We start from the raw sequence: 22,928 nt of genomic DNA, 5'->3' as shown, positions 1-22,928 counted from the left end.
TCCTCTGCAGGAGCGTCGGCCTCGTCCGCCGGGGTCTCGTCTGCAGCGCTCTCGTCGAGCACGTGCACCGAGACGACGTCCTCGATGACGGGGTTGGAGAGCAGGGTCTCGGCGGCCTCCCGGGCCGCGGCGAGGTGCTCGTCCGTGACGTCACCGTCGACGGTGAGCACGAAGCGCTTGCCCTGACGGACGTCGGTGAAACCGTTGAACCCGAGTCGCGGCAGTGCGCCACCGACGGCCTGCCCCTGGGGGTCGAGGATCTCGGGCTTGAGCATGACGTCGACGACGATGCTTCCCATCAGTGGTGCTTCTCCCTGCGCTGGATGGGGGATGGAGGCGTCCCGAGGGACGGCCAGAGTCTATCGGGCGCCGTGCGGGCCCCCCGACAGCGTCTCAGCGCGACTGCAGGGCGTCGAGCGCGACGGCCATCGCCATGCCGACGCGCCAGTCGATGGGCTTGCCGTCGGCGAGCGCCGGGAGGGTCACGTGGTAGACGTCCTTGACGCCGGCCTTCTTCGTCGAGGTGAGCGCGACCGACCCGTCCTCGGCGACGAAGTCGAAGTGGAAGAGGAACGGCACGGGGATGTCGCCGACGACGGGAACGATGTCCCAGAGGCGGCGCACGACGGCGATCTTGGCGTTGCGCTCCCTGCCGACGAACTCGCGTCCGTCGGGGACTCCGAGCGTCCAGGTCGAGTTCACGAGCGAGGCCTTGAACTGCTTCTTGAACCAGCCGATCGGCTGGCCCTGGCTGTCGGTGACGTCGTAGCCGGAGCCGAGGTCGATGCGCTTGCGGGCCTTGAAACCGAAGAGCGGGTGGGTCTTGGCCGAGTCGGTGTAGAAGGTCACCTGCTCCTTGGCGGCCATCCGCTTCTGCTCGGCGAAGCACAGCAGCCCGAGCTCCTTGCCGAACTCGTCCTGACGGACGATCTCATAACGGTTGACCATCATCGTCAGCTTCTGGCGAAGCAGGTAGCGCTCGGCGGGGGCGTCGGAGGTGGCGTCGGCGACGGGCTCGGTCATGCGCCAAGCGTCCCACAGCGGCACCGCGCGACAGCGTGCGTATGCCGTCCGGCTCGGGAAGATGCTGACGCTCGCCGAGTCCGCGAAACGCATACGACAGCCACTCTCCCGGCTGGCAGGGTGGCTGCGTGTCCCACGTCGTGCGCCCCGCCCTCTCCAGCGACCTCGACCGGCTGCCCGGGCTCGAGGCGGAGGCGGACTCCCTCTTCGCGACCCAGCGCATCGGGCCGCTGCCCCCGGCGGCCACGACCGTGGACGAGCTGGCCCGGGCTGCCGCCGTGCTCGTGGTGGGCGACCCCGCGGTCGGCTTCGCCCGGATCGAGCACGTCGACGGCCAGGCCCACCTCGAGCAGCTGGCCGTGCAACCGGCGGAGATGCGCCAAGGGCTGGGGACGGCGTTGGTCGAGTCCGCCGCGGTCTGGGCGGCGCGAGACGGCTCCGAGGTGATGACGCTGTGCACGTTCGCCGACGTGCCGTGGAACGCGCCGTTCTACGCGGGTCGCGGGTTCGTCGAGCTCACCGACCTCGGTCCGGGGCTGGGCGCGCTGCGCGAGACGGAGCGACACCTGGGTCTGGACGGGCTCGGGCGACGGATCGTCATGGTGCGCGGAGTCGGGACGTCCGCCGTGCTCGGCGACCTCGCGGTGGGCCTGGCCTCCACCCTCGGCGGGGACCTGCTGGGGCTCTACGCCCACGGTTCGCTCGTGGTGGGCGACTTCTCACCCGCGCGCAGCGACCTCGATGTGCTCGCCGTCGTCGCGCGGCCGCCCGATGACGCGATGCTGGCTGCCGTCGCGCCGGTGCTCGCCGCGCTGGAGGGGCGGCACCCGGGCTGGCGTGGTCGGATCGAGGTCGAGACGGTCGCGCGCTCCACGGTGGAGTCGTACGCATCCGGGGCGCCGGAGACGTCCGAGGCCGGCCCCCCCGACGCCATCATGCGGATCAGCCCCGGCGAGGAGCTGCACCTGCTGCCGGCGACGTCGCACCGGGTCGTCACGTGGTCGGCGGTACGCCGGACGGGTCGCCGACTCGTGGGGCCGGAGGCCTCCGAGGTGCTCCCCGCCGTGTCGGCCCATGCCGTCCGCGATGCTCTGCTCGACCACGTCCGCGACTGGCCGACGTGGGTCGAGAGCATGAAGACCATTGGCGCACAGGCGTACTCCGTGCTCTCCATCTGTCGGGCCTGGTGTGCGGTCGTCGAGGGCGAGCAGCTGTCGAAACGCGCCGCGGCCGACCGCTTCATGGCGGAGCGACCCTCGGACGCCGACCTCGTCGAGTGGGCGCGGGACTGGTGGTACGAGGGCGGCTCGGACGGCGCGGAGGGCCGGTTCGCGCAGGTCAGCGCCTTCGTCACCCGCACCAGCCGCGCCATCCTCGGGTCCACGGCCTCTGACGAGCAGTGACCCCGTGGCGTCAGCCCGGGTGGTCAGTCCGGAGCGAGCCGGGCGTGGAGGTGCATGTCGTGCCATCCGTCGGGGTGCAGCAGGGCTGACCGGCGAGTGCCCTCGAGGTCGAAGCCGTTCTTCAGGGCCACCCGACACGACGGCTCGTTGAGGACCGAGTGCATGAGCTCGACGCGATGGAGCCCGAGGTCGAAGAGCCAGTCGGTCATGGCGGTGAGCGCCCGCCCGGCCACGCCGCGGCCGCGGCCCTCGGGCAGCACCCAGTAGCCGACCTCGGCGACCCCTTCGTCCAGGTGCAGGGCCGGGAGACCGACCCTCCCGACGACGACACCCGCTGCGACGACGGCCCACTCGGCCCCTGTCTCGGCCTGCCAGCGGTGCCACGCCCGCCCGCGGACCCACTCGAGGGCCTCCTCACGCGTCAGGGTGCGACGGTGCCACCGCTCGATGGCCGGGTCGGCATACGCCCGGACGAGCACGTCGGCGTCCGCCTCGACGAACGGGCGCAGGCTCAGCCCCGTGCCTGCATCGATGACCGGCTGGGGCCGGCCACTGACAGCTCCGGCCGGGACGGCCACGGGAAGCGACGACATGAGCCCATCCTCGCAGTCAGCACCGACAGGGCGGTCGACGCCGGAGATTCGCTGGCAGACAGAGGAATTCGCTGTGGACAAGCATTGTGGGGCACGTGACATCCACCTAGAATGGAACACATGTTCGAATCGGATGCCGTCACGGACGTGAGGAGAGCCCACCCGCTCGGCGACTCTGTCGACACGTCCGCCGTCGGGACGTCCGCACTGCTGCGCGGGGTGGCGGGCATCGACGGCGGAGACCTCGACGACGCCGACCTCATCTCGGCCATCGACGGGCTCGAGCGGGCCAAGGCGGCGTGCGCCGCGGCTCAGGCACGTCTGACCGCACAGTTCGTCGAGTCGCAGGCTCGAGCCGCCACACGTCTCCGGGCAGAGGCGCAGGCGTGCTCCGACGCCGGCGACTTCGACGACTGGGTGGCGGCCCGCGACCGGGCGTGCGCCCTGGAGCTCGAGCCACTGCCGTCCGGGACGACGGGCCGCCGCGGCGGTCCGTCGCGGTCCGAACGCCGGATGACGCTGTCGCGCACCGGGGTGTCGGCGCAGGTCGGCCTCGCCCGACGGGAGTCACCGTCCCGGGGTGCTCGACTCGCGAACGCGTCGGTCGCCCTGGTGCAGCACCTGCCCCACACGCTGGAAGCGCTCAGCGCCGGCGTCCTCAACGAGCGTCGCGCCGAGATCGTCGTGCGCTGCACGAGCCACCTCGACCCACACCTCAGGACGCAGGTCGACTGCGAGGTCGTCGGGGCGCACCTCGACCTCACCGACCCCACGGCCCCGGGGGACGTCGGTTCATGGGGAGACCGCGAGCTCGAGCGTCGCCTCCGCGCGTGCGCCGACCGCCTCGACGCGGCAGCCGCGGTCGAGCGGTGCCGCACCGCCGAGAGCGAGCGTCGGGTCACGATCCGACCGGTCCCCGACGCCATGGCCCTCGTCACTGCCCTGCTCCCCGTCGCCCAGGCCGTTGCGGTGCATGCCGCCCTGACGCGAGCGGCCCTGTCCGGCAAGGCGGCCGGCGACGAGCGCGGCAAGGGCCAGCAGATGGCCGACCGGCTCGTCGAGCTCGTCACCGGACAGTCCGTGGCCGACGAGGTCCCGGTCGAGGTTCAGGTCGTCATCACCGACCGGGCGATGCTCGCGGGAGACGACACTCCCGCCCACGTGCCCGGCTACGGGCCCGTCCCTGCCCGCTGGGTCCGCCGGATGCTCGACCCGGACCGTCAGGCCGGGACTCCGGACCCCGCAGCAGGCGGCGCTCCGGGTGACCGACCGGAGGACCGCCCTGGTAGCGGGAGTGCGACGGCGTGGATCCGGCGGCTCTTCACGCAACCTGCGACGGGCACGCTCGTGGCGATGGACAGTGCCCGTCGGCTCTTCCCGGCAGGCCTGCGCCGCTTCGTCGTCGCGCGCGACGGCACGTGCCGGACGCCCTGGTGCGACGCACCGATCGCGCACGCCGACCACGTCGAGCCGCATGCCGACGGTGGCCAGACGAGCGCGGCCAACGGCCAGGGTCTCTGCGTCCGCTGCAACCTCGTCAAGGAGGAGCCGGGCTGGTGCTCGGAGGTCCTGCACGACGGACTCGGCGTCACCGTCGCTCGCCCGCACACCGTGCGCACCACGACGCCGACCGGGCACCGCTACGGCTCGACCGCTCCCCCGATGCTCCCGATGCCGCCACCAGCAGCTGCGTGGCCCCGAGCAGGCCGACGGCCGCCTGACGGACGGGCTGACGGACGGGCTGACGGACGGGCTGACGGACGGGCTGACGGACGGGCCGAGGTCGTCCGGCTCGAGCTCTACCGGCGCCCCGGCCTGGAGGTCGAGCACGGGCTGACACCGTCAGAGCACGAGCTTCATCCTCGGCGCACTCGTCAGGGCGAAGCCGAGCCGTTCGTAGAGCCGCCGCCCGGCGGGCGTCGCGCTGAGATCCACGCGGTCGGCGCCGATCGACCGCGCCCACTCGAGCACGTCGCCGACGAGGAGGGTGCCGAACCCGTGCCCGCGCTGCTCCGGCACGGTGACGACGTTGGCGAGCCGCACCGTGCGGCCGCGAGCGCAGTGTGGGTTGGGGACGCCGAGCTCCAGCGTGCCGATCGCCGTCGCGACGATGGCGCCGTCCATCTCGACCACCGGGAAGCGAGCGACGGCGCCCTCGTCGACGACGCGTACGAACCAGTCCTGCGCGTGGCGCCGCCAGGCGGCACCCTCGCCCTCGCCGCCCTCGCCGCCCTCGCCCCCGTCGTAGACGATCGCCCACAACGAGAGCAGGCGGTCGAGATCGGACACCGTCGCAGCGCGCAGTCGTCCGACCGACGCACCGGTGCCGGCCTCGCTGCTCAGAAGGTCTCTCCCGTGAGCCGCTCGTAGGCCTCGACGTACTTCGCCCTCGTCTGGTCGACGACGTGCTGGGGCAGCTCGGGCGGAGGGCCGCCCGCCTTGCGGTCCCAGCCCGACTCGGGCGACGTCAGCCAGTCGCGGACGAACTGCTTGTCGTAGGACGGCTGCGGGTGTCCGGGCTCCCACCGCTCAGCCGGCCAGAAGCGCGACGAGTCCGGGGTCAGCACCTCGTCGGCGAGCACGAGCCCGCCCGTGCCGTCGGACGACAGCCCGAACTCGACCTTCGTGTCGGCGATGAGGATGCCGCGCTCGGCGGCGATCTCGTTGCCCCGGGCCAGGATCGCGCGCGTCAGGCGCGACACCTCGGCCGCGACCTCGGCACCGAGCTCGGCCTCGACCTCGTCGGGCGACATCGGCAGGTCGTGCTCTCCGACGGGCGCCTTGGTCGTCGGCGTGAAGACCGGCTCGGGCAGCTGCGAGCCGTCGACGAGCCCGTCGGGCAGCACGACTCCGGAGACGGATCCCTTCTCGCGGTACTCCTCGAGCCCCCCACCCGTCAGGTAGGCCCGCGCGATGGCCTCGACCTTGAGCATGTCGAGCCGGCGCACGAGCACCGCGCGTCCTGCGACGGCGTCCGGGACGTCGGTCGAGATGACGTGGTTGGGCACGAGGTCGGCGAGCTGGTCGAACCACCACAGCGACAGCCGGGTCAGCACGGCGCCCTTGTCCGGGATCTCGGGCGACATCATCCAGTCGTAGGCCGAGAGCCGGTTCGAGGCGACGAGGAGCAGCTGGTCCTCGACCACCTGGCCGTCGTCACCGACCGGTGCATAGAGGTCACGCACCTTGCCGGAGTAGATGTGCTCGTAGCCGGGCAGGTCGATCGGTAGGTCGGTCACGCGCACAGCCTGCCACCTGCCCAGCTGATCGGGCAGGGTGCGCTCAGGGGGAACGGGCAGGTTCACGACAGTGCCTCCTTGAGGGCATCGATCTCGATCACGGTGGACAGGCTCTGACGAGCCCGGTGGAGACGGGACTTCACGGTCCCCTCCGAGACACCGAGCGCGACGGCCGCCTCGGCGATGGAGCAGTGCGACCAGACGACGAGCTCGATCGCCTCGCGCTGGACCTGCGGGATGAGCCCCAGGGCTCGGTGCACCTCGCTCATCTGCAGCTCGTCGTCGACCCGCGCCGCCGTCGATCCGGCGTGGTCGGGCGAGACGGCGCCACCGGAGTCGGCCTCGATGCGCCCGTGGAGCAGCCGCTGCCGCCGCGCCGTACGCGCGACGTTGGCGCACTCCTGCCCCGCCATGACGAGCAGCACGGCCCGCGCCGTCTCGGACCGCAGCTCATCCACGGTGCCGGCGCGAGCCCGCCGCCAGACCGCGGTGAACGTCGCCTGCACCACGTCCTCCGCGGCCGCCCAGGACGCCGTGCGCCGAAACGCGAAGTTGTAGACGGCGTCGCAGTGCCGTCGGTACAGCTCTGTCAGCGCCGCATCGTCGGCCCCCGCCAGCCGCGACCACAGCACGCGGTCGTCCGCCGCCAGGGCGGCACGGCCCTCGTCTCGCCTCGGCTCGCGGTCGTGGTGCTCATGCCTAGGAGAGTCCGGATCGGCCGGAAGGGTTCGCCTCAGCCGACCGTGATCTCGCCTCGTTCGGCGCGGAGCGCGATGTCGGAGCGGTGGTGCGACCCCTCGAGCTCGATGACCGCGACGGCGTCGTAGGCCGCTTGGCGCGCCTTCGCCAGGGACGGCGCCACCGCGACGACGTCGAGCACGCGGCCGCCGGCCGAGACGAGCGCACCGGAACCGTCGATCGCCGTGCCGGCGTGCAGGACCACGGTGCCCGGCACCTCGGCCGCGGCGTCGAGCCCGGTGATGGGGTCTCCGGTGCGGGGCGATGCGGGGTAGTCCGAGGAGGCGATGACGACGACGACCGCGTGGTCCGACGACCAGCGCAGCCGGCCGAAGTCGCCGAGCCCGCCCGTGGCCGCGGCGAGGAGCAGCTGCGCGAACGGCGTCTCGAGGCGGGCGAGCGAGGCCTGCCCGTCGGGGTCGCCGAAGCGCGCGTTGAACTCGATGACCCGCGGCCCCCTCGACGTCAGGGCCAGGCCGACGTAGAGCACGCCGACGAAGGGCGTGCCGCGACGGCGCATCTCGTCGATGGTCGGCTGGGCCACGCGCCGCACGATGTCGTCGGCGAGACCGTCGGGCACCCAGTCGAGGGGCGAGTAGGCGCCCATGCCACCGGTGTTGGGCCCGGCGTCGTCGTCGCCGACGCGCTTGAAGTCCTGGGCGGGCGCGAGCGCGACGACGGTCTCGCCGTCGCTGATGCAGAAGACCGACACCTCGGGTCCGTCGAGGAACTCCTCGACCACGAGACGACCGTCGGGCTTGGCGAGGCAGGCTCGCGCGTGCTCGACGGCCACCTCACGTGAGTCGGTGACGACGACGCCCTTGCCGGCGGCGAGACCGTCGTCCTTGACGACGTGCGGTGCACCGAGCGCGTCGAGGGCGGCCTCGACCTCGTCCATCGTCGTGCAGACGTGGGCCAGGGCGGTCGGCACGTCGGCCGCGGCCATGACCTCCTTGGCGAAGGACTTGCTGCCCTCGAGACGGGCCGCCTCCGCGGAGGGCCCGAAGACGGCGAACCCGGCCGCACGGCATACGTCGGCGACGCCCGCGACGAGGGGGGCCTCGGGCCCCACGACGACGAGGTCGACGTCGTGCTCGCGGGCCAGCTCGGCCACGGCAGCGCCGTCGAGGATGTCGACGGGGACGCACAGCGCGGTCGCGTCGATGCCCGGGTTGCCCGGCGCGGCGATGACCGCGTCGACCTCGGGATCGGCCGCGACGGCCTTGACGAGAGCGTGTTCACGGGCGCCGGAGCCGAGGACGAGAACCTTCACGGCGCCCACCCTATTGGCTCACCGTGCCGGCCCTGCCACGCTGTCTCGATGCCCGACACCCATCCGGCACCCGACCACGACGCGTGGCTGGTGCAGACGCTCCAGTCCCATCGCGAGGCGGTGCTGTGGAAGCTCGACGGCCTGTCCGACCACGACGTCCGCCGACCGCTCACCCCGACGGGGACCAACCTCCTCGGACTCGTCAAGCACCTCGCGTACGTCGAGTTCGGCTATCTCGGCGAGACGTTCGGCCGACCCGCGGACCGACCGCTGCCCGCCTGGTCGGAGGACGCCGAGGTCAACGACGACCTCTACGCCCGCGCCGACGAGTCGCGCGAGGAGGTCGTCGACCTCTACCGCGCGGCCTGGCGGCACGGCGAGGGCACCATCGCCCTCGGTCTCGACACCATGGGCCGCGTGCCGCACTGGCCCGAGGAGCGGGCCCACGTCGACGTCCGCTTCGTGCTCGGTCACCTCGTCGCCGAGACCGCCCGGCACGCAGGGCACGCCGACATCCTGCGCGAGCAGCTCGACGGCTCGGTCGGGCGCTTCCGCGACCGCGACAACATGCCCGGGGTCGACGCCGACTGGTGGGACGCCTACCTCACTCGCGTCCAGGCCGCAGCAGACGCGCACCGCTGACGACCGCGCTCAGCCGAGCCGCTCGAGCAGGCCCGCCCGCACCCGCGGCCACTCGTCGACGAGGATCGAGTGGACGGCCGTGTCGCGCCACGACCCGTCGGCCCGCCTCACGTCGCGCCGCGTGATCCCCTCGAACGTCGCGCCGAGCTTGACGATGGCTGCCCGCGAGCGAGCGTTGACGACGTCGGTCTGGATCTTGACCCGCCCGAAGCCGCACGTCTCGAACGCGTGCGCGAGGAGCAGGAACTTCGCCTCCGGGTTGACCTGCGTGCCCCACCAGCGCGAGCCGTACATCGTCCAGCCGAGGTGCACGTGCTGCCGTTCGGTGTCGACGTCGCCGAGCGAGCTCGACCCGACGACGGTGCCCGCCGGGCCGAGGTCGCCGTCGGCGACGAGCCTGATCGTGTATGCCGTCCGGCCCGTCCCGTGGGCACCGCGCGCCGCGACCGCGGCGCCCACGAGCGCCTCGGTCTCGGCCACCGACGTGTGCGGTCGCATCATCGCGAAGCCCTGCTCGTAGCACCGCGGGTCGGAGTAGACGGCGAACAGTCCGGGGGCGTCGTCGGGGGTCGTCACGTCGAGGCGGACGAAGCGGCCGACGAGCGGCGCGCCGGTGGGCGGGACACAGACCTCGATGGGCATGAACTGACAGTAGACTTGATGGTTCCCGCGCCACCCGGCGCGTCCCTCAGAGTCCTTGGATGTCAGTGAGCACTTCGAACGCATCGTCCCAGCGGACCAGCGCCCCCGGATCGCGGGGCGCCTCGCCGGTGTCGACCAAGAGCATCCCCGACGAGCTCGCGCGCGAGATCGCCGTCGAGCAGTCCCACGTCGACCGCGTCCACGAGGAGCTGGAGAAGGCCGGCGTGCGCGCCGACAGCGTCCAGGCCGAGGGCCTCGCGCGCAGCCACTTCGGCCGGCAGGTGGAGGTCGGCGACGCCGAGGGCGCGGCCCTGTTCGAGCGCGACGCCCTGATGTTCCACGCCGCCAAGCGACGCACCGCCCTCGACACGCAGTACGAAGGCCTCGTCTTCGGGCGCCTCGACATCGACCACGCGATGCTGCGCGCGGCCGCGGTCGACGCCAACGGCAACGGCCACCGGCCGGCCGACGGCAGCTCGGGCGGGGACCGCGAGATCCGCTACATCGGTCGCCTCGGAGTCCGCGACGACGACTACGAGCCCCTCGTCATCGACTGGCGCGCCCCGGCCGCCTCCGCCTTCTACCGCGCGACCCCGACGCAGCCCATGGGTGTCCTGCGCCGCCGCGTCCTGCGCAGCCGCGGCACCGTCGTCATCGGCATCGAGGACGACCTCATGGTGCCCGAGGCCCCCGACGACCTCGTCATCGTCGGGGACGGCGCGCTCATGGCCGCCCTGACCCGCAGCCGCGGCGAGCGGATGCGCGACATCGTCGCGACGATCCAGGCCCACCAGGACGAGGCGATCCGCGCCAGCGCCCGCGGCATCACGGAGATCACGGGCGGCCCCGGCACCGGCAAGACGGTCGTCGCGCTGCACCGCGCGGCCTACCTGCTCTACTCCGACCGCCGCCGCTTCGAGTCCGGCGGCATCCTCGTCGTCGGCCCCTCGGGCGCCTACACCGCGTACATCGAGCGCGTGCTTCCCTCGCTCGGCGAGGACAGCGTCATCCTGCGCGCCCTCGGCGACGTCCTCGACGTCGTGCACACCGAGCGGTTCGACCCGCCGGCCGTCGCGCGCACGAAGGGCTCGACCCGCATCCGCGCCCTGCTCGGCGCCGCGGCACGCGGCCGCGTGCCGGGCACGCCGACCGAGTTCCGGGCCATGGTGGCGGGCCGCCCGGTCCGCCTCGAGGTGCGCGAGCTCGACCGCGTCCGCTCGCAGGTCCTTCGTCAGCACCAGCGCAACACGGGCACGGCCGCGGCCCAGGACGCCCTCGGGGAGGCCGCCTGGGCCTCCCTCGGCATCACGGGCGACCGGGAGGCCAAGGAGGAGTTCCTCGACAAGTGGGAGGACCACCTCGACGTCGAGGCGTTCATGCAGGTCTGGTGGCCGCAGGTCGACCCCCGCGAGGTGCTGCTGTGGCTCGGCGACCCCGAGCTCGTGCGCCGGCACGCCCGCGGCACCCTCCGCGACGACGAGATCGAGCCGCTGGCCGCCTCGTTCCGGCTCGCGCTGGAGACCGGCACGTGGTCGGTGGCCGACGTCGCGCTCGTCGACGACATCGCCGCCCGCGTCGGCCCGGTGCAGGAGCCCCCCAAGGAGGAGCGCGGCTTCTACGAGATCGAGGAGCTCGAGGACCTCAGCCAGTACGGCGTCACCGAGGTGCAGCCGGTCGTCAGCGCGGCGCGCGACGCCGGCGCGCCGCGGGTTCTCACCGACCCGCGCGACAAGCTCCTCGCCGGCCGCATCGGCAAGCCCGACGAGTACGCCCACGTCCTCGTCGACGAGGCCCAGGACCTCTCGCCCATGCAGTGGCGGATGATCGGCCGTCGCGGGCGGTATGCGTCGTGGACCGTCGTCGGTGACGCAGCCCAGGCCTCGTGGCCCGATGCCGCCGAGGCGGCTGCCGCGCGAGAGGAGGCCTTCGGGTCGCAGGCGCGCCAGCAGTTCCACATGGACACCAACTACCGCAACGCGCGCGAGATCTTCGACTACGCCGCCGAGGTCGTGCGCCGCGAGGTGCCCGACGCGGACATCCCGCAGGCCGTCCGCGAGACGGGGATCGACCCGCTGGAGGGTCCCCTCGGTCCGGACGCCCTGGCCTCGGTCCGGGCCGCCGTCGAGTCGCTGCTCGGGGAGGTCGAGGGGGCCATCGCGGTCATCACCCCGGCCGTGCACGCGGCGCTTCTCGAACCGGTCTCCCAGCTCGGCGAGGGCCGCGTCCAGGTCATCGACCCGATGTCGACGAAGGGCCTCGAGTACGACGCCACCGTCGTCGTCGACCCCGACGAGATCACTCGTGAGTCGCCCGGCGGGATCCGGGTGCTCTACGTCGCCCTGACCCGTGCGGCACACCGGATGACGATCCTGGCCTGACCGTGCAGGGCCGTCGCGGGCCCCGCACTCCGGCCTTCGGGACGTTTCGGCGTGATCGGTTCGTCCTGATCTCGGGGCCGTTCGGCGCAGACTTCGCCGTCTGCACGACGCACCGTCGCCCAATGTGGACCGGCAGCCTCGCCCGGGCGCAGGAAGGCTCGTCCGGCCGATTTTCCTTTAGGTAAAGACTTGTTCAAGGATTCCGCGAACCGTCGACTGTGCCCCCGCCCGGGGGGATGATTGCTTCAACGTCAAGGCGCGCGAACCTACCCTCCCCGCCGCCTCCTCCCCCCTGAGGCCCTTGGCGTTCGGCGAAGTCCCGCCCCCAATGTGGACGACGCACCGGGCGAGGGACGAGATGCAACCCCCCTGCATCTCGCCCCTCGCCCGCTTCCATGTCCGGGCTCGTCCGGCCGTCTCGCCCACTTCCTGAGAGAAGTCTGGGAACAGCCCTCGGCCCGGTTCATTTCTTGTTCAAGCAGCGGCAAACAATGACCCTGCTCTCTGGCGTCACGCCCGCAAACCGACAAATGTGGCGGAACGGTCATCCGACCGCCCTCGGGGGCACCTCGGTAGCCAGGAGTACGCCTTGAAGAAGAGCTTCATCACGACGTCGGTCGCCACCGCAGCGATCGCCGCCACCGCCCTTGCGACGATCGCCACGAGCGGCGCGCAGGCAGCCACCCAGTCCACCTCGGGAGCCGGCCAGGACCGGGCCGTCGCCGCCGCGAGGGCCCACGGTTCGGCCTTCGGCCTCGACCAGGACCAGGGCCTCACGTCCCGCAGCGTCGCGACCGACAAGGACGGCACGACGCACGTCCGCTTCGACCGCACGTTCAAGGGCCTGCCCGTCGTCGGTGGCGATCTCGTCGTCCACACCGACAAGGCCGGCACGTGGAAGGGCGCCAACGCGGCCTCCACGTCCGTCCGGGTCGCGTCCACCACTCCCACCGTCGCTCCGGCGACCGCCGCCGCCACCGCCGCCCGCACCGTCGACTTCAGCGTCAGCAGCAGCAGGCCCTCCCTCGCCGTCTACGCGATGGGCGGCCCGGCCCGCCTGGTCTGGAAGACACAGGTCGACGGGGTCGGCGCGCACGGGGAGCCGGCCGGCACGGTCGTCTTCGTCGATGCGCGCTCCGGCTCCGTCGTCGACCACTGGGCCACGGAGGTCAACGACGCCGGCACGGGCAACAGCCTCTACCTCGGCACCGTGACCGTGCAGACCACCCCGTCAGGCGGCCAGTGGCAGATGATCGACGCCACCCGCGGCGGCGCCCGCACCGAGGACGGCAACAACGGGTCGACGACCTCGACCACGGGCACGCTCTTCACCGACGCCGACAACGTCTGGGGCACCGCCGGCTCCAACACGAACCGGCAGACCGCCGCGGTCGACGCGGACTTCGGCGTCGGCGCCACCTGGGACTTCTACAAGAACACCTTCGGCCGCAACGGCATCAAGAACGACGGCAAGGGCGCCCGCAGCCTCGTCCACGTCGGCACCGGCTGGGTCAACGCCTCGTGGAGCGACACGTGCTTCTGCATGCGCTACGGCGACGGTGACGGCGTCAGCTACGGTCCGCTCGTCTCGCTCGACGTCGCCGGCCACGAGATGAGCCACGGCGTCACCTCGGCGACGGCAGGGCTGACGTACGCGCGCGAGTCCGGCGGCCTCAACGAGTCGACGTCCGACGTCATGGGCACGATGGTCGAGTTCACCGCCAACACGAGCGGCGACCCGGGCGACTACCTCATCGGTGAGCGCTTCGCCAAGAACGGAGCGGGCCCGCTGCGCTACATGGACAAGCCGAGCAAGGACGGCGCGTCCGCTGACTGCTGGAGCAAGCGGGTCGGCACTCTCGACGTCCACTACTCGTCGGGCGTGGGCAACCACCTCTTCTACCTGCTGTCCGAGGGCAGCGGGGCGAAGACGCTCAACGGCGTCAGCTACAACAGCCCGACGTGCAACGGCAGCACGGTGACCGGCATCGGCCGCGACGCCGCGGCCGCGATCTGGTACCGCGCCCTGACGACCTACTGGACCTCGTCGACGAACTACGCCGGTGCCCGCGCCGGCATGCTCTCGGCCGCGACCGACCTCTACGGCGCCGGCAGCACCCAGTACGCCGCCACCGCCGCCGCATGGTCCGCCGTGGGCGTCAGCTGACCAGGACCGCTCGCCGACCTGCGAGGGTCGACCAGCGGCAGACGTGCGAAGGCCCCGACCACAGACGTGGTCGGGGCCTTCCCCGTCGAGGGGGTGTGCCGGTGGCTCAGTGGCCGACGAGGGTGCGGACGCGGTCGGCGCCGACGGCCAGCAGCAGCGTCGGCAGGCGCGGGCCGGTGTCCTTCGACACCAGCAGTCGGTAGACGAGGACGAAGAAGGCGCGCTGGGCGGCCGACAGCTCCGGGTCCTTGACCTTCGCCTCGGGGTCGATGCCGCGCTGGATCTTCGGGACGCCGTAGACGAGGTGCGTCAGGCCGTCGAGGGACCAGTGCTCGTCGAGACCCTCGGCGAGCAGCCGCAGCGACTCCTGCTGCTGCTCGTCGAGGCTGCCGAGCAGCTCGGCGTCAGGCTCGGTGCGCACGATGGTGCGGTCCTCCGCGGGCACGTAGCCGAGCATCCAGCGCTCGGCGCAGTCGAGCCGGGGCCGCAGGTCGTCGGTGGACGCCACCGGGTTGTGGGGCTCGAGCTCGCTGAGGATGCGCACGGCCTGCTCCTCGTCGCCCTGCGTCACGTCGATGACCGACGCGATGGTGCGGAAGGGCATCGGGCGCGGCGTCGTCGGCAGCGGCCCTGCGGCTGTGGACGTGGCACGCAGGTGCGCGGCGAGGTCACCGGCCTGCGCCGAACCGTCGGCGACCTTGCGGCCCAACGCATCCCACTCGTCGTAGAGGCGCTGCAGCTCGGGTCCGAACGCGACGTCGAAGCTCTGGTTGGGCCGGCGTCGGGCATAGAGCCACCGCAGCACCGGCGCCTCCATGACCTCGAGCGCGTCGGTGGGGATCGGCACACCGCCCTTGCTCGAGCTCATCTTGGCCATGCCCGCGATGCCGACGAACGCGTACATCGGGCCGACCGGGCGCTCCCAGCCGAAGATCGGGGCGAGGTCCTTGCCGACGACGAAGCTGCTGCCCGGGCTCTGGTGGTCGACACCCGACGGCTCGAACAGCACGTGCTCGTGCCCCCAGCGCATCGGCCAGTCGACCTTCCACACGAGCTTGCCGTTCGTGAAGGTGTCGAGGTCGACGGTCTCGGTGTGCCCGCACCTCGTGCAGTCGTAGGTCAGCTCGTGGCTGTCGTCGTCGTAGGCCGTGACGGTCGTGAAGTCGGTGCCGCACGAGGAGCAGAAGGGCTTGAACGGGTAGTAGCCTGCCTTGCCCTCGCTGCCGTCGTCCTCGGACGCCGCGCCCGAGCCGCGCTCGGCCTCCGTCGCGGCGGCCGCCTGCTCCTCGGTCAGCTTGGCCGCCTTCTGCTGCTGCTGGCCCTTGCCCTTGCCGCTGGACTTCTGGCGTGCGGCCTCGACGGCCTCGAGCGTGCGGTACTGGTCGAGCACCTTGTCGATGGCGAAGCGCTCACGCATCGCGAGCAGCACCTGGTCGCGGTAGACACCGGCACGGTACTGCTCGGTCTGGCTGATCTGGCGCACCTCGATGCCCGTGGCCACCATGGCCTCGATGAGCGGCGCCTTGAAGTGGTCGGCCCAGCTCACGTGCGCCGAACCGGCGGGCGGCGGCACGGAGGTCAGCGGCATACCGATGTACTGCTCCCACGAGTCATCCACTCCCGCAAGGTTCTTCGGCACGCGACGGAAGCGGTCGAAGTCGTCCCAGCTGAGGATGTGCTCGCAGTCGATCCCGCGCCGCTTGATCTCGTCGGCGACGAGGTGCGGGGTGATGAGCTCGCGGAAGTTGCCGAGGTGGATCGGCCCGGACGGGCTGATGCCCGACGCGCAGACGATGGTCTCGCCGGGGTTGCGCTCCTGCGCCTCGGCGATCACGTCGTCGGCCAGACGCGTGACCCAGTCGAGCGGGGTGACCTCTTCAGTCATGGGTTTCCTTCAGTTACAGAGGCTTTCGTATGCCGTGTGCGTGCGACCGCGCGACCGCGTCAGTGCGCGACGGCCGGCTTGAGCGGGAAGCGCTCGATGATCTCGTCGCGGCCCGGGCCGACACCGATGGCCGAGACCCGCGCGCCGATGAGCTCCTCGACGCGCAGCACGTAGGCCTGGGCGTTGGCCGGCAGGTCCTCGAAGGAGCGGCAGCCGGTGATGTCCTCCCACCAGCCGTCGAGCTCCTCGTAGATCGGCGTCGCGTGGTGGAAGTCGGTCTGGTTGACCGGCATCTCGTCGTGGCGGACGCCGCCGACGTCGTAGGCGACGCAGACGGGGACCTTCTCGAGGCCGGTGAGGACGTCGAGCTTGGTGATGACGAAGTCGGTGACGCCGTTGATGCGGGTCGCGTATCGGCCGACCACGGTGTCCATCCAGCCGCACCGGCGCGGGCGTCCGGTCGTCGTGCCGTACTCGGCGCCCGTCTTGCGGAGGAACTCGCCGTTGTCGTCGTGCAGCTCGGTCGGGAACGGGCCCTCACCGACGCGGGTCGTGTAGGCCTTGAGGATCGCGATGACCGAGTCGATGCGGGTCGGCGGCACGCCGGAGCCGGTGCAGGCGCCGGCCGACACGGCGTTGCTCGACGTGACGTAGGGATAGGTGCCGTGGTCGACGTCGAGCAGGGTCGCCTGCCCCGCCTCGAAGAGCACCGTGTCGCCGCGGTCGAGCGCCTGGGTCAGCACCAGGCTCGTGTCGGCGACCATGGGAGCGAGGCGGGCGGCATACGACAGCAGCTCCTCGACGACGTCGTCGACGGCGGAGGCGCGGGTGTTGTAGATCTTCGCGAGCACCTGGTTCTTCAGCTCGAGGGCGGCCTCGACCTTCTGGCGCAGGATGCCCTCGTCGTAGAGGTCCTGGATGCGGATGCCGACGCGGTTCATCTTGTCGGCGTAGGTCGGGCCGATGCCGCGGCCGGTCGTGCCGATGCGGCGCTTGCCGAGGAAGCGCTCGGTCACCTTGTCGATGGTGCGGTTGTAGCTCGGGATGACGTGCGCGTTGGCGCTGACGAGCAGCTTGCTCGTGTCGACGCCGCGCGCCTCGAGACCCTCGAGCTCCTCGAAGAGGACGCCGAGGTCGATGACGACGCCGTTGCCGATGACCGGCACGCAGTTGGGGCTGAGGATGCCCGAGGGCAGCAGGTGCAGCGCGTACTTCTCGCGCTTGCCGTCCTTCTCGATGACGACGGTGTGGCCGGCGTTGTTGCCGCCGTTGAACTTGACGACGTAGTCGACGCTGCTGCCCAGCAGGTCGGTCGCCTTGCCCTTGCCCTCGTCACCCCACTGCGCTCCGACGAGCACGATTGCCGGCATCGGTCTGCCTTCCGGTTGTGGTCCAAGCCAACCGCAAGGTTATCGGTTCGAGACCGGTGCGACGGACGCCGCCCGCTCCCCGCCGGTCAGTGGCTCGCGAGCCAGTCCTCGAGGTAGGCGGCGACGCCGTCCTCGCGGTGGTGGCCCGTCACGACCGTGGCCGCGTCGAGGGCCGGGTCGACGGCGTTGGCGACCGCGACCGCAGTGCCCGCCACGGCGAAGGCCGAGACGTCGTTGTGGTTGTCGCCGAAGAAGACCGTGTCGGCGACGTCGATCCCGAGCTCGCCGGCGAGGGCGCGCAGCCCGTCCCCCTTGGAGCAAGTGGCGTTGGCGATCTCGAGGTAGGTGTCCTTGGACCGGTAGCTCACGAGGCCCGCCCGGCCGGCCAGCGCCGCCTCGAGCTCGTCGACGAGCCCCGGGTCGCCCATCGCCATGACCTTGTGCGGCGGCTGCCCGTCGACGCGACCGCTCGAGACGTAGTCGTGCGCCGACCGCGAACTCGGGTCGACAGCGGTGATCGTCGCCTCGCGCTCGGTCCACTCGTCGGGACCCCAGGCGTACCAGTCGTCCCCGGCGAAGAAGCTCGCGTGGAGCGCGAGCCGCTCGCACACGGCATACGTGGCCCTCGCGTCGTCGGGGGTGATCGCGACGTCAGTGACGACCGAGCGGTCGGCACGCAGCACGAGCCCGCCGTTGTACGCGATGAGCGGGGTGGGCTCGACGCCGCAGAGCCGCTCGAGACCCTCCAGCGACGCCGGCATGCGGGACGAACAGAGCACGAACGTGTGCCCGGCCTCCCGCACCGCCCGGATGGCGGCCACGGTGCGGGAGGACAGCGTGCGTCGGTGGTCGAGGAGCGTGCCGTCGACGTCGGAGCAGAAGAGCGTCATGCGGTGGGGTGCCCGGTCGGGCCGGTCAGAGACCGAGCTCGCGCGCCGCCTCGGCCGAGCTGTCGCGCAGGAACTGCGTGCAGCGCGCCTCCTCGTCGCTCTCGCCGATGGCGCGGGCCGCCCGGGCGAGCGCCGCGAGCGCCCGCAGGAAGCCGCGGTTGGGCTCGTGCGACCACGGCACCGGACCCTGCCCCCGCCAGCCGGACTTGCGCAGCGAGTCGAGCGCCCGGTGGTAGCCGGTGCGGGCGTACGCGTACGCCTCGACGTCGCGGTCACCGTCGGCGAGCGCGTCCTCGGCGAGGACGGCCCACGCGAGCGAGCTCGCGGGGTGGGTCGCCGCGACCTGCACCGGGTCGACCCCGGCGTCGAGCTTCTCGGCGGCCGGGTCGACGGCGAGCCGGGTCTCGGGGATGCCGAGCAGGTTGTCGCTCACTGGTGCGTCCCCGCCGAGCGCAGGGCGTCACAGGCCTCGACGACGCGCTTGGCCATGGCCTCCTCGGCCGACTTGCCCCAGGCGCGGGGGTCGTACTGCTTCTTGTTGCCGACCTCGCCGTCGATCTTGAGCACGCCGGCGTAGTTGCCGATCATCCAACCGGCGATGTCGCGCGTGAAGGCGTACTGCGTGTCGGTGTCGACGTTCATCTTGATGACGCCGTTGTCGACGGCGGCCGAGATCTCCTCGGGCAGCGAGCCCGAGCCGCCGTGGAAGACGAGGTCGAAGGGGCGCGCGTCGTCGGAGAGACCGAGCTCCTTGGCGGCGGCGTGCTGGGCCTGCAGGAGGATCTCGGGGCGCAGCTTGACGTTGCCCGGCTTGTAGACGCCGTGGACGTTGCCGAAGGTGAGGGCCGTGAGGTAGCGGCCGTTCTCACCGGAGCCGAGGGCCTTGATCGTCGCGATCGCGTCCTCGGGGGTCGAGTAGAGCTTGTCGTCGATGGCCCCCTCGACGCCGTCCTCCTCGCCGCCGACGACACCGACCTCGATCTCGAGGATGACGTGCGCGGCCTTGGCGAGCGCGAGCAGCTCTTGGGCGATCTGGAGGTTCTCGTCGAGGGGCACGGCCGAGCCGTCCCACATGTGCGACTGGAACCACGGCGTGCCGCCGGCCTGGACGCGCTCGGTGCTCGCCGCGAGGAGCGGGCGCACGAAGGTGTCGAGCTTGTCCTTGGGGCAGTGGTCGGTGTGCAGCGCGATGTTGACGGGGTAGTTCTTGGCCACCTCGTGCGCGTAGGCCGCGAAGGCCAGCGAGCCGCTCACCATGTTCTTGATGCTCGGGCCGGAGAGGTAGTCGGCCCCACCCGTCGAGACCTGGATGATGCCGTCGGAGCCGGCGTCGGCGAAGCCCTTGAGCGCGGCGTTCAGCGTCTGCGAGCTCGAGACGTTGATGGCGGGGTACGCGAAGGAGCCGGCCTTCGCGCGGTCGAGCATGTCGGCATACACCTCGGGGGTGGCGATGGGCATTGCTACTCCTGCTGTCTGGTGAGCGGGTTCACGATCCGCCGTGAATCCTGCCACGTATGCCGCTGCGTGCCCACGGGTGACCACCCACCGGTGAGCGCCCGCTCAGAGGAGGCGCGCGACGAGCACCGCGAGGGCCTTCTGCTGCTCCCCCGGATGCCACCCGCTGCCGTCGAGCGTGGCCCACACGAGGTGGGGTCCGCGGCGGAGGAGGACCACCTCGGCCGACCCGGCGCCGTACTCCGAGGGGACCGTCCCGATGCGGGCGGCGACACCGGCCACGCGGCTCGGCGACGCCTTCGCGCAGGTCGTGAACGCCGCGTCGAGGTAGGCGACGAGGCCTCGCGGGTCACCCGCGGCGAGGTCGACGAGGCTGAAGGTGACGACCTTCGTGCCGGCCGAGCTCTCCGGTGGGGCCTGGTTGCCGGCCTGCTTCGGCATCGTCAGGAGGTAGCCCTCGACGAGGCGCCGCACCCCGCTCGCCGGGACGAACGCGTCCGCGAGCAGGCCGGTCCACGGCACGAGGGCGTCGCACTGCGGCCGGGAGGGCAGCTCGCCGGGACACCGCGTCCGGTCGGCGGCGTCGGGCCCCGGCACCGCCTCCTTGGGGGCGGAGAACGCGCTCGTCTCGGCGCCGGGGAAGACGGCGTCGAGGGGGACGCGGCCCCTGCCGGTGAGCGGCCTCGTCGTGGTGCACCGCGGGGCGGCCTCGATGAACGTCATGCCCGGATCGGGCTGCGCCGGCCCCGTCGTCGACGTGGCACTGCGGCCAGAGGGGTCCGGGCTCTCCGTGGTGCAGGCGCCGAGCAGCGTGGCGGCCAGCGCCGCGGCGGCCACAGCGGACCGAGGGGTCGTGGCGGTGCGCCGCCGTGGTGCCCGCGTCACCACCGTCGCCCCGTCAGGCCGTGGGATCGAAGACGTACGGGGTCGTCGTCGCGACGCGGTGCAGGCCGAGGCGACGCAGGATCGGCTCGGAGTCGGGCGAGGCGTCGACGCGGACGTACTCCTTGCCGCGGTCGAGGCCCAGGCGGGCCCGGTGGAGCAGCGTGGCGCGGTAGAGCCCGCGGCCGCGCCACTCGGGCAGCGTCGAGCCACCCCACAGGCCGGTGAACCCGCTCGCGTCGTACTCGCCACGGGCCGCGCAGAGGACCGGCCCCTCACGGGACTCCTCGACGACGACGACGTCCATCGACTCGGGCCGGGCGACCCACTCGGGGTAGAGCGACTCGGTCACCCAGGCGTGGTCCTCCCCCCAGACCGTCTCGGACATCGTGCGCATCCGGGCGAAGTCCTCGAAGCCGTCTGCGGCACGCACGACGACGCCCTCGGGCAGTGCGAGGTCCTGCGCCGCGAGTGGCGAGGCCTCACCGAGGATCAGCGCCTCGTCGTCCTCGCGGACGAAGCCCGCTGCCTCGAGGCGCGCACCGAGGTCGCTCGGCTCGTCGTAGTCGTACGTCTTCCACTCGACCTTCTGCCCCCGCTCGGCGAAGAAGTCGCGCACCCGGGCGACGAGGCCGTCGGGGTCGTCACCGAGGCCGTCCGGGCTCTCGACCATCGCGAAGTGACCGGCCGGGTCGAGGTCGTAGTGCTTGCGCACGGGGCCGTCGAGCTCGAGCGGGCGCTCGGCCGTCCCGAGCGGGACGGGCGCGCGCGTCTGGTCGTGGAAGACCCGCAGCAGCTGCTCGGGCACGGGCGCCGACGCCGACGCGGCATCGCTCTGGAACGAACGGGGGTTCACAGGCACCAGCCAAGCATGGTCTGATCCGTCTCGTCATGCCTGTTTCCCCGCTCTCGCCCCGCGCCGCCGCTGCCCTCGCCGACGCGCGCCCCGTCCCGTTCTGGATCGACCGACCCGAGCGGCCCGACCCACGGGCGGCCCTGACCGGCGCGGCGCCCCGCACCGACCTGCTCGTCGTCGGCGGCGGGTTCACCGGGCTCTGGGCCGCGATCCAGGCCAAGGAGGCCGACCCGTCACGTGACGTCGTCGTCGTCGAGGCAGCCCGGCTGGCCGACGGTGCGTCCGGGCGCAACGGCGGCTTCATGGCGCCGTCACTGACCCACGGCCTCGCCCAGGGGGTCGGCTGCTGGCCCGACGAGATGGAGACCCTCGACCGGCTCGCGACCGAGAACGTCGCGGGCATCGAGAGGACGCTGACGGCATACGGCATCGACGCGGACCACCACGTGCCCGGCGAGCTGACGCTGGCCCTGACCGAGCACCAGATCCCTTCTGTCCGTGAGTCCTACGAGCTGCACCGGGCGCACGGCGTGCCGGCCCTGCTGCTCGACGCAGAGCAGGCGCGGGCGCGCGTCGACTCGCCGCGCTACCTCGCCGGGATGTACGACCCCGAGGTCGCGCTCGTCGACCCCGCGCGCCTCGTCTGGGGCCTGGCACGCGCGGCCGAGTCGCTGGGCGTGCGGCTCCACGAGCACACGCGTGCCACGCGATTCGACACGGAGGGCGACGGGGTGAGGGTGACGCTCGACGGCGGCTCGATCCACGCGCGACGCGTCGTCATCGGCACGAACGCGTCGCAGGGCGTGCTCAGGCGCTTCAGCGCGTGGGTGCTCCCGGTCTACGACCACGTCCTCATGACCGAGCCCCTGACGCCGGGCCAGCTCGACGCCATCGGGTGGAAGGGACGCGAGGGACTGACCGACGCGGGCAACCAGTTCCACTACTACAGAAGGACGCTCGACGACCGGGTGCTCTTCGGCGGCTACGACGCGAACTACCACTTCCCCGGACGCATCGACCCCGCGCTCGAGCAGTCGGACGCCTCCCACGGGCTGCTCGCCGACCACTTCCTCGACCTCTTCCCTCAGCTGGAGGGCATCCGCTTCACGCACCGCTGGGCCGGCGTCATCGACACGACGTCGCGCTTCACACCGGTCTTCGGCACGGCGCTCGGAGGACGGATGGCGTATGCCGTCGGCTACACCGGGCTGGGCGTCGCCTCGACCCGCTTCGGTGCGGCCGTCGCCCTCGACCTCGTCGACGGCAAGGACACCGAGCTGACCCGTCTCGAGATGGTGCGGCGCAAGCCGATCCCCTTCCCTCCCGAGCCGATCCGGTATGCCGCGGTGCGGGCCACGCGGTCGTCGCTCGCGGCCGAGGACCGCACCGGGCGCCGCAACCTGTGGCTCCGCGCTCTCGACCGGATCGGCGTCGGCTTCGACTCCTGAGGGCGCCCACCTGGCCCTGGGACGACGCGGCCACTCGACCGTCG

General features: G+C 72.2%; 19 protein-coding genes and 2 pseudogenes. 6 read left to right on the top strand and 15 right to left on the bottom strand.

Translation table 11 applies throughout. The annotated features are described in order from the left end of the window. Window positions 1-50: 50 nt before the first annotated feature. Window positions 51-299, bottom strand: a pseudogene (gene purS / locus H283_RS24100) (phosphoribosylformylglycinamidine synthase subunit PurS); the annotation flags it as partial. 94 nt (window positions 300-393) lie between these two features. Next, complete coding sequence (locus H283_RS0105115) at window positions 394-1,023, bottom strand: hypothetical protein (RefSeq protein ID WP_028785329.1); 630 nt, start codon at window positions 1,021-1,023, stop codon at window positions 394-396. 128 nt (window positions 1,024-1,151) lie between these two features. On the opposite strand from H283_RS0105115, the gene H283_RS27105 reads away from it, so the two are divergent. Continuing rightward, on the top strand, window positions 1,152-2,426 hold the full coding sequence (locus H283_RS27105) for a GNAT family N-acetyltransferase (protein ID WP_020142442.1): 1,275 nt from the start codon (window positions 1,152-1,154) through the stop codon (window positions 2,424-2,426). A gap of 23 nt (window positions 2,427-2,449) precedes the next feature. On the opposite strand, the gene H283_RS0105100 is transcribed toward H283_RS27105, so the two are convergent. Further along, the gene (locus tag H283_RS0105100) at window positions 2,450-3,019 is read right to left on the bottom strand and encodes a GNAT family N-acetyltransferase (RefSeq protein ID WP_020142441.1); all 570 of its coding nucleotides are present in this window, start codon (window positions 3,017-3,019) and stop codon (window positions 2,450-2,452) included. Window positions 3,020-3,130: 111 nt separating this feature from the next. On the opposite strand from H283_RS0105100, the pseudogene H283_RS28665 reads away from it, so the two are divergent. Continuing rightward, window positions 3,131-4,549: pseudogene (locus H283_RS28665) on the top strand (DUF222 domain-containing protein); the annotation flags it as partial. A 312-nt stretch (window positions 4,550-4,861) separates the two neighbouring features. On the opposite strand, the gene H283_RS28660 reads toward H283_RS28665, so the two are convergent. The 4 genes from H283_RS28660 to purD form a co-directional block, all read right to left on the bottom strand. Beyond that, on the bottom strand, window positions 4,862-5,143 hold the full coding sequence (locus tag H283_RS28660) for a GNAT family N-acetyltransferase (protein ID WP_196805928.1): 282 nt from the start codon (window positions 5,141-5,143) through the stop codon (window positions 4,862-4,864). 215 nt (window positions 5,144-5,358) lie between these two features. Then, window positions 5,359-6,264 (bottom strand): phosphoribosylaminoimidazolesuccinocarboxamide synthase, encoded by a 906-nt coding sequence (locus H283_RS0105090; protein ID WP_020142439.1) that lies wholly within the window; start codon window positions 6,262-6,264, stop codon window positions 5,359-5,361. Window positions 6,265-6,320: 56 nt separating this feature from the next. Beyond that, on the bottom strand, window positions 6,321-6,890 hold the full coding sequence (locus tag H283_RS0105085; RefSeq protein ID WP_020142438.1) for an RNA polymerase sigma factor: 570 nt from the start codon (window positions 6,888-6,890) through the stop codon (window positions 6,321-6,323). 101 nt (window positions 6,891-6,991) lie between these two features. Then, the gene (gene purD, locus H283_RS0105080; protein WP_028785327.1) at window positions 6,992-8,269 is read right to left on the bottom strand and encodes a phosphoribosylamine--glycine ligase; all 1,278 of its coding nucleotides are present in this window, start codon (window positions 8,267-8,269) and stop codon (window positions 6,992-6,994) included. 48 nt (window positions 8,270-8,317) lie between these two features. Between purD and H283_RS0105075 the strand changes: the two genes are divergently transcribed. Beyond that, window positions 8,318-8,911 (top strand): DinB family protein, encoded by a 594-nt coding sequence (locus H283_RS0105075; protein ID WP_020142436.1) that lies wholly within the window; start codon window positions 8,318-8,320, stop codon window positions 8,909-8,911. 9 nt (window positions 8,912-8,920) lie between these two features. Here H283_RS0105075 and H283_RS0105070 read toward each other — a convergent pair whose 3' ends face one another. After that, window positions 8,921-9,553 carry a GNAT family N-acetyltransferase gene (locus tag H283_RS0105070; protein WP_020142435.1) on the bottom strand — a complete coding sequence of 211 codons (633 nt, stop codon included), beginning with the start codon at window positions 9,551-9,553 and terminating at the stop codon, window positions 8,921-8,923. 59 nt (window positions 9,554-9,612) lie between these two features. Between H283_RS0105070 and H283_RS0105065 the strand changes: the two genes are divergently transcribed. Both H283_RS0105065 and H283_RS0105060 read left to right on the top strand, forming a co-directional pair. Then, on the top strand, window positions 9,613-11,931 hold the full coding sequence (locus H283_RS0105065; protein ID WP_081633767.1) for an ATP-binding domain-containing protein: 2,319 nt from the start codon (window positions 9,613-9,615) through the stop codon (window positions 11,929-11,931). A 589-nt stretch (window positions 11,932-12,520) separates the two neighbouring features. Then, a complete protein-coding gene (locus H283_RS0105060) occupies window positions 12,521-14,098 on the top strand; it encodes a M4 family metallopeptidase (RefSeq protein ID WP_020142433.1) in 1,578 nt (525 codons plus the stop codon). A gap of 106 nt (window positions 14,099-14,204) precedes the next feature. Here the strand turns inward: H283_RS0105060 and lysS are convergent, their stop codons facing one another. The 7 genes from lysS to H283_RS0105025 all read right to left on the bottom strand — a co-directional run bounded on the left by lysS (window position 14,205) and on the right by H283_RS0105025 (window position 21,442). After that, window positions 14,205-15,983, bottom strand: a complete 1,779-nt coding sequence (lysS, locus tag H283_RS0105055) for a lysine--tRNA ligase (RefSeq protein ID WP_020142432.1) — start codon at window positions 15,981-15,983, stop codon at window positions 14,205-14,207. Between the two features lie 59 nt (window positions 15,984-16,042). Further along, a complete protein-coding gene (locus H283_RS0105050) occupies window positions 16,043-17,353 on the bottom strand; it encodes an adenylosuccinate synthase (protein ID WP_020142431.1) in 1,311 nt (436 codons plus the stop codon). 86 nt (window positions 17,354-17,439) lie between these two features. Further along, window positions 17,440-18,243 (bottom strand): Cof-type HAD-IIB family hydrolase, encoded by an 804-nt coding sequence (locus tag H283_RS0105045; RefSeq protein ID WP_020142430.1) that lies wholly within the window; start codon window positions 18,241-18,243, stop codon window positions 17,440-17,442. A 25-nt stretch (window positions 18,244-18,268) separates the two neighbouring features. After that, a complete protein-coding gene (locus H283_RS0105040) occupies window positions 18,269-18,676 on the bottom strand; it encodes a DUF3151 domain-containing protein (RefSeq protein WP_020142429.1) in 408 nt (135 codons plus the stop codon). Continuing rightward, window positions 18,673-19,701, bottom strand: coding sequence for a class II fructose-bisphosphate aldolase (fbaA, locus tag H283_RS0105035; protein ID WP_020142428.1), 1,029 nt, complete (start codon window positions 19,699-19,701; stop codon window positions 18,673-18,675). Before fbaA ends, H283_RS0105040 begins: the two co-directional genes overlap by 4 nt. Window positions 19,702-19,803: 102 nt before the next feature. Continuing rightward, the gene (locus H283_RS24080; RefSeq protein WP_156022975.1) at window positions 19,804-20,421 is read right to left on the bottom strand and encodes a hypothetical protein; all 618 of its coding nucleotides are present in this window, start codon (window positions 20,419-20,421) and stop codon (window positions 19,804-19,806) included. Window positions 20,422-20,596: 175 nt separating this feature from the next. Then, window positions 20,597-21,442, bottom strand: coding sequence for a GNAT family N-acetyltransferase (locus H283_RS0105025; RefSeq protein WP_156022974.1), 846 nt, complete (start codon window positions 21,440-21,442; stop codon window positions 20,597-20,599). 29 nt (window positions 21,443-21,471) lie between these two features. Here H283_RS0105025 and H283_RS0105020 point away from each other — a divergent pair, with 29 nt between their 5' ends. Further along, window positions 21,472-22,884, top strand: a complete 1,413-nt coding sequence (locus tag H283_RS0105020; protein ID WP_020142425.1) for an FAD-binding oxidoreductase — start codon at window positions 21,472-21,474, stop codon at window positions 22,882-22,884. Window positions 22,885-22,928 lie beyond the last annotated feature (44 nt).

Source organism: Terracoccus sp. 273MFTsu3.1, assembly GCF_000383675.1.
In the GTDB taxonomy this organism is placed as follows: Bacteria; Actinomycetota; Actinomycetes; order Actinomycetales; family Dermatophilaceae; genus Terrabacter.
Note: the sequence above shows the minus strand (reverse complement) of the source record. Positions and strands in the feature narration are given on the sequence as shown.

Coding starts and splice junctions, on each gene's coding strand:
- H283_RS0105070 (WP_020142435.1), bottom strand. CDS start 9,553: ATGCCCATCGAGGTCTGTGTCCCGCCCACCGGCGCGCCGCTCGTCGGC.
- fbaA (WP_020142428.1), bottom strand. CDS start 19,701: ATGCCCATCGCCACCCCCGAGGTGTATGCCGACATGCTCGACCGCGCG.
- H283_RS28660 (WP_196805928.1), bottom strand. CDS start 5,143: ATGGACGGCGCCATCGTCGCGACGGCGATCGGCACGCTGGAGCTCGGC.
- H283_RS24080 (WP_156022975.1), bottom strand. CDS start 20,421: ATGACGTTCATCGAGGCCGCCCCGCGGTGCACCACGACGAGGCCGCTC.
- H283_RS0105045 (WP_020142430.1), bottom strand. CDS start 18,243: ATGACGCTCTTCTGCTCCGACGTCGACGGCACGCTCCTCGACCACCGA.
- H283_RS0105100 (WP_020142441.1), bottom strand. CDS start 3,019: ATGTCGTCGCTTCCCGTGGCCGTCCCGGCCGGAGCTGTCAGTGGCCGG.
- H283_RS0105065 (WP_081633767.1), top strand. CDS start 9,613: ATGTCAGTGAGCACTTCGAACGCATCGTCCCAGCGGACCAGCGCCCCC.
- H283_RS0105020 (WP_020142425.1), top strand. CDS start 21,472: ATGCCTGTTTCCCCGCTCTCGCCCCGCGCCGCCGCTGCCCTCGCCGAC.
- H283_RS0105075 (WP_020142436.1), top strand. CDS start 8,318: ATGCCCGACACCCATCCGGCACCCGACCACGACGCGTGGCTGGTGCAG.
- H283_RS0105115 (WP_028785329.1), bottom strand. CDS start 1,023: ATGACCGAGCCCGTCGCCGACGCCACCTCCGACGCCCCCGCCGAGCGC.
- H283_RS0105050 (WP_020142431.1), bottom strand. CDS start 17,353: ATGCCGGCAATCGTGCTCGTCGGAGCGCAGTGGGGTGACGAGGGCAAG.
- lysS (WP_020142432.1), bottom strand. CDS start 15,983: ATGACTGAAGAGGTCACCCCGCTCGACTGGGTCACGCGTCTGGCCGAC.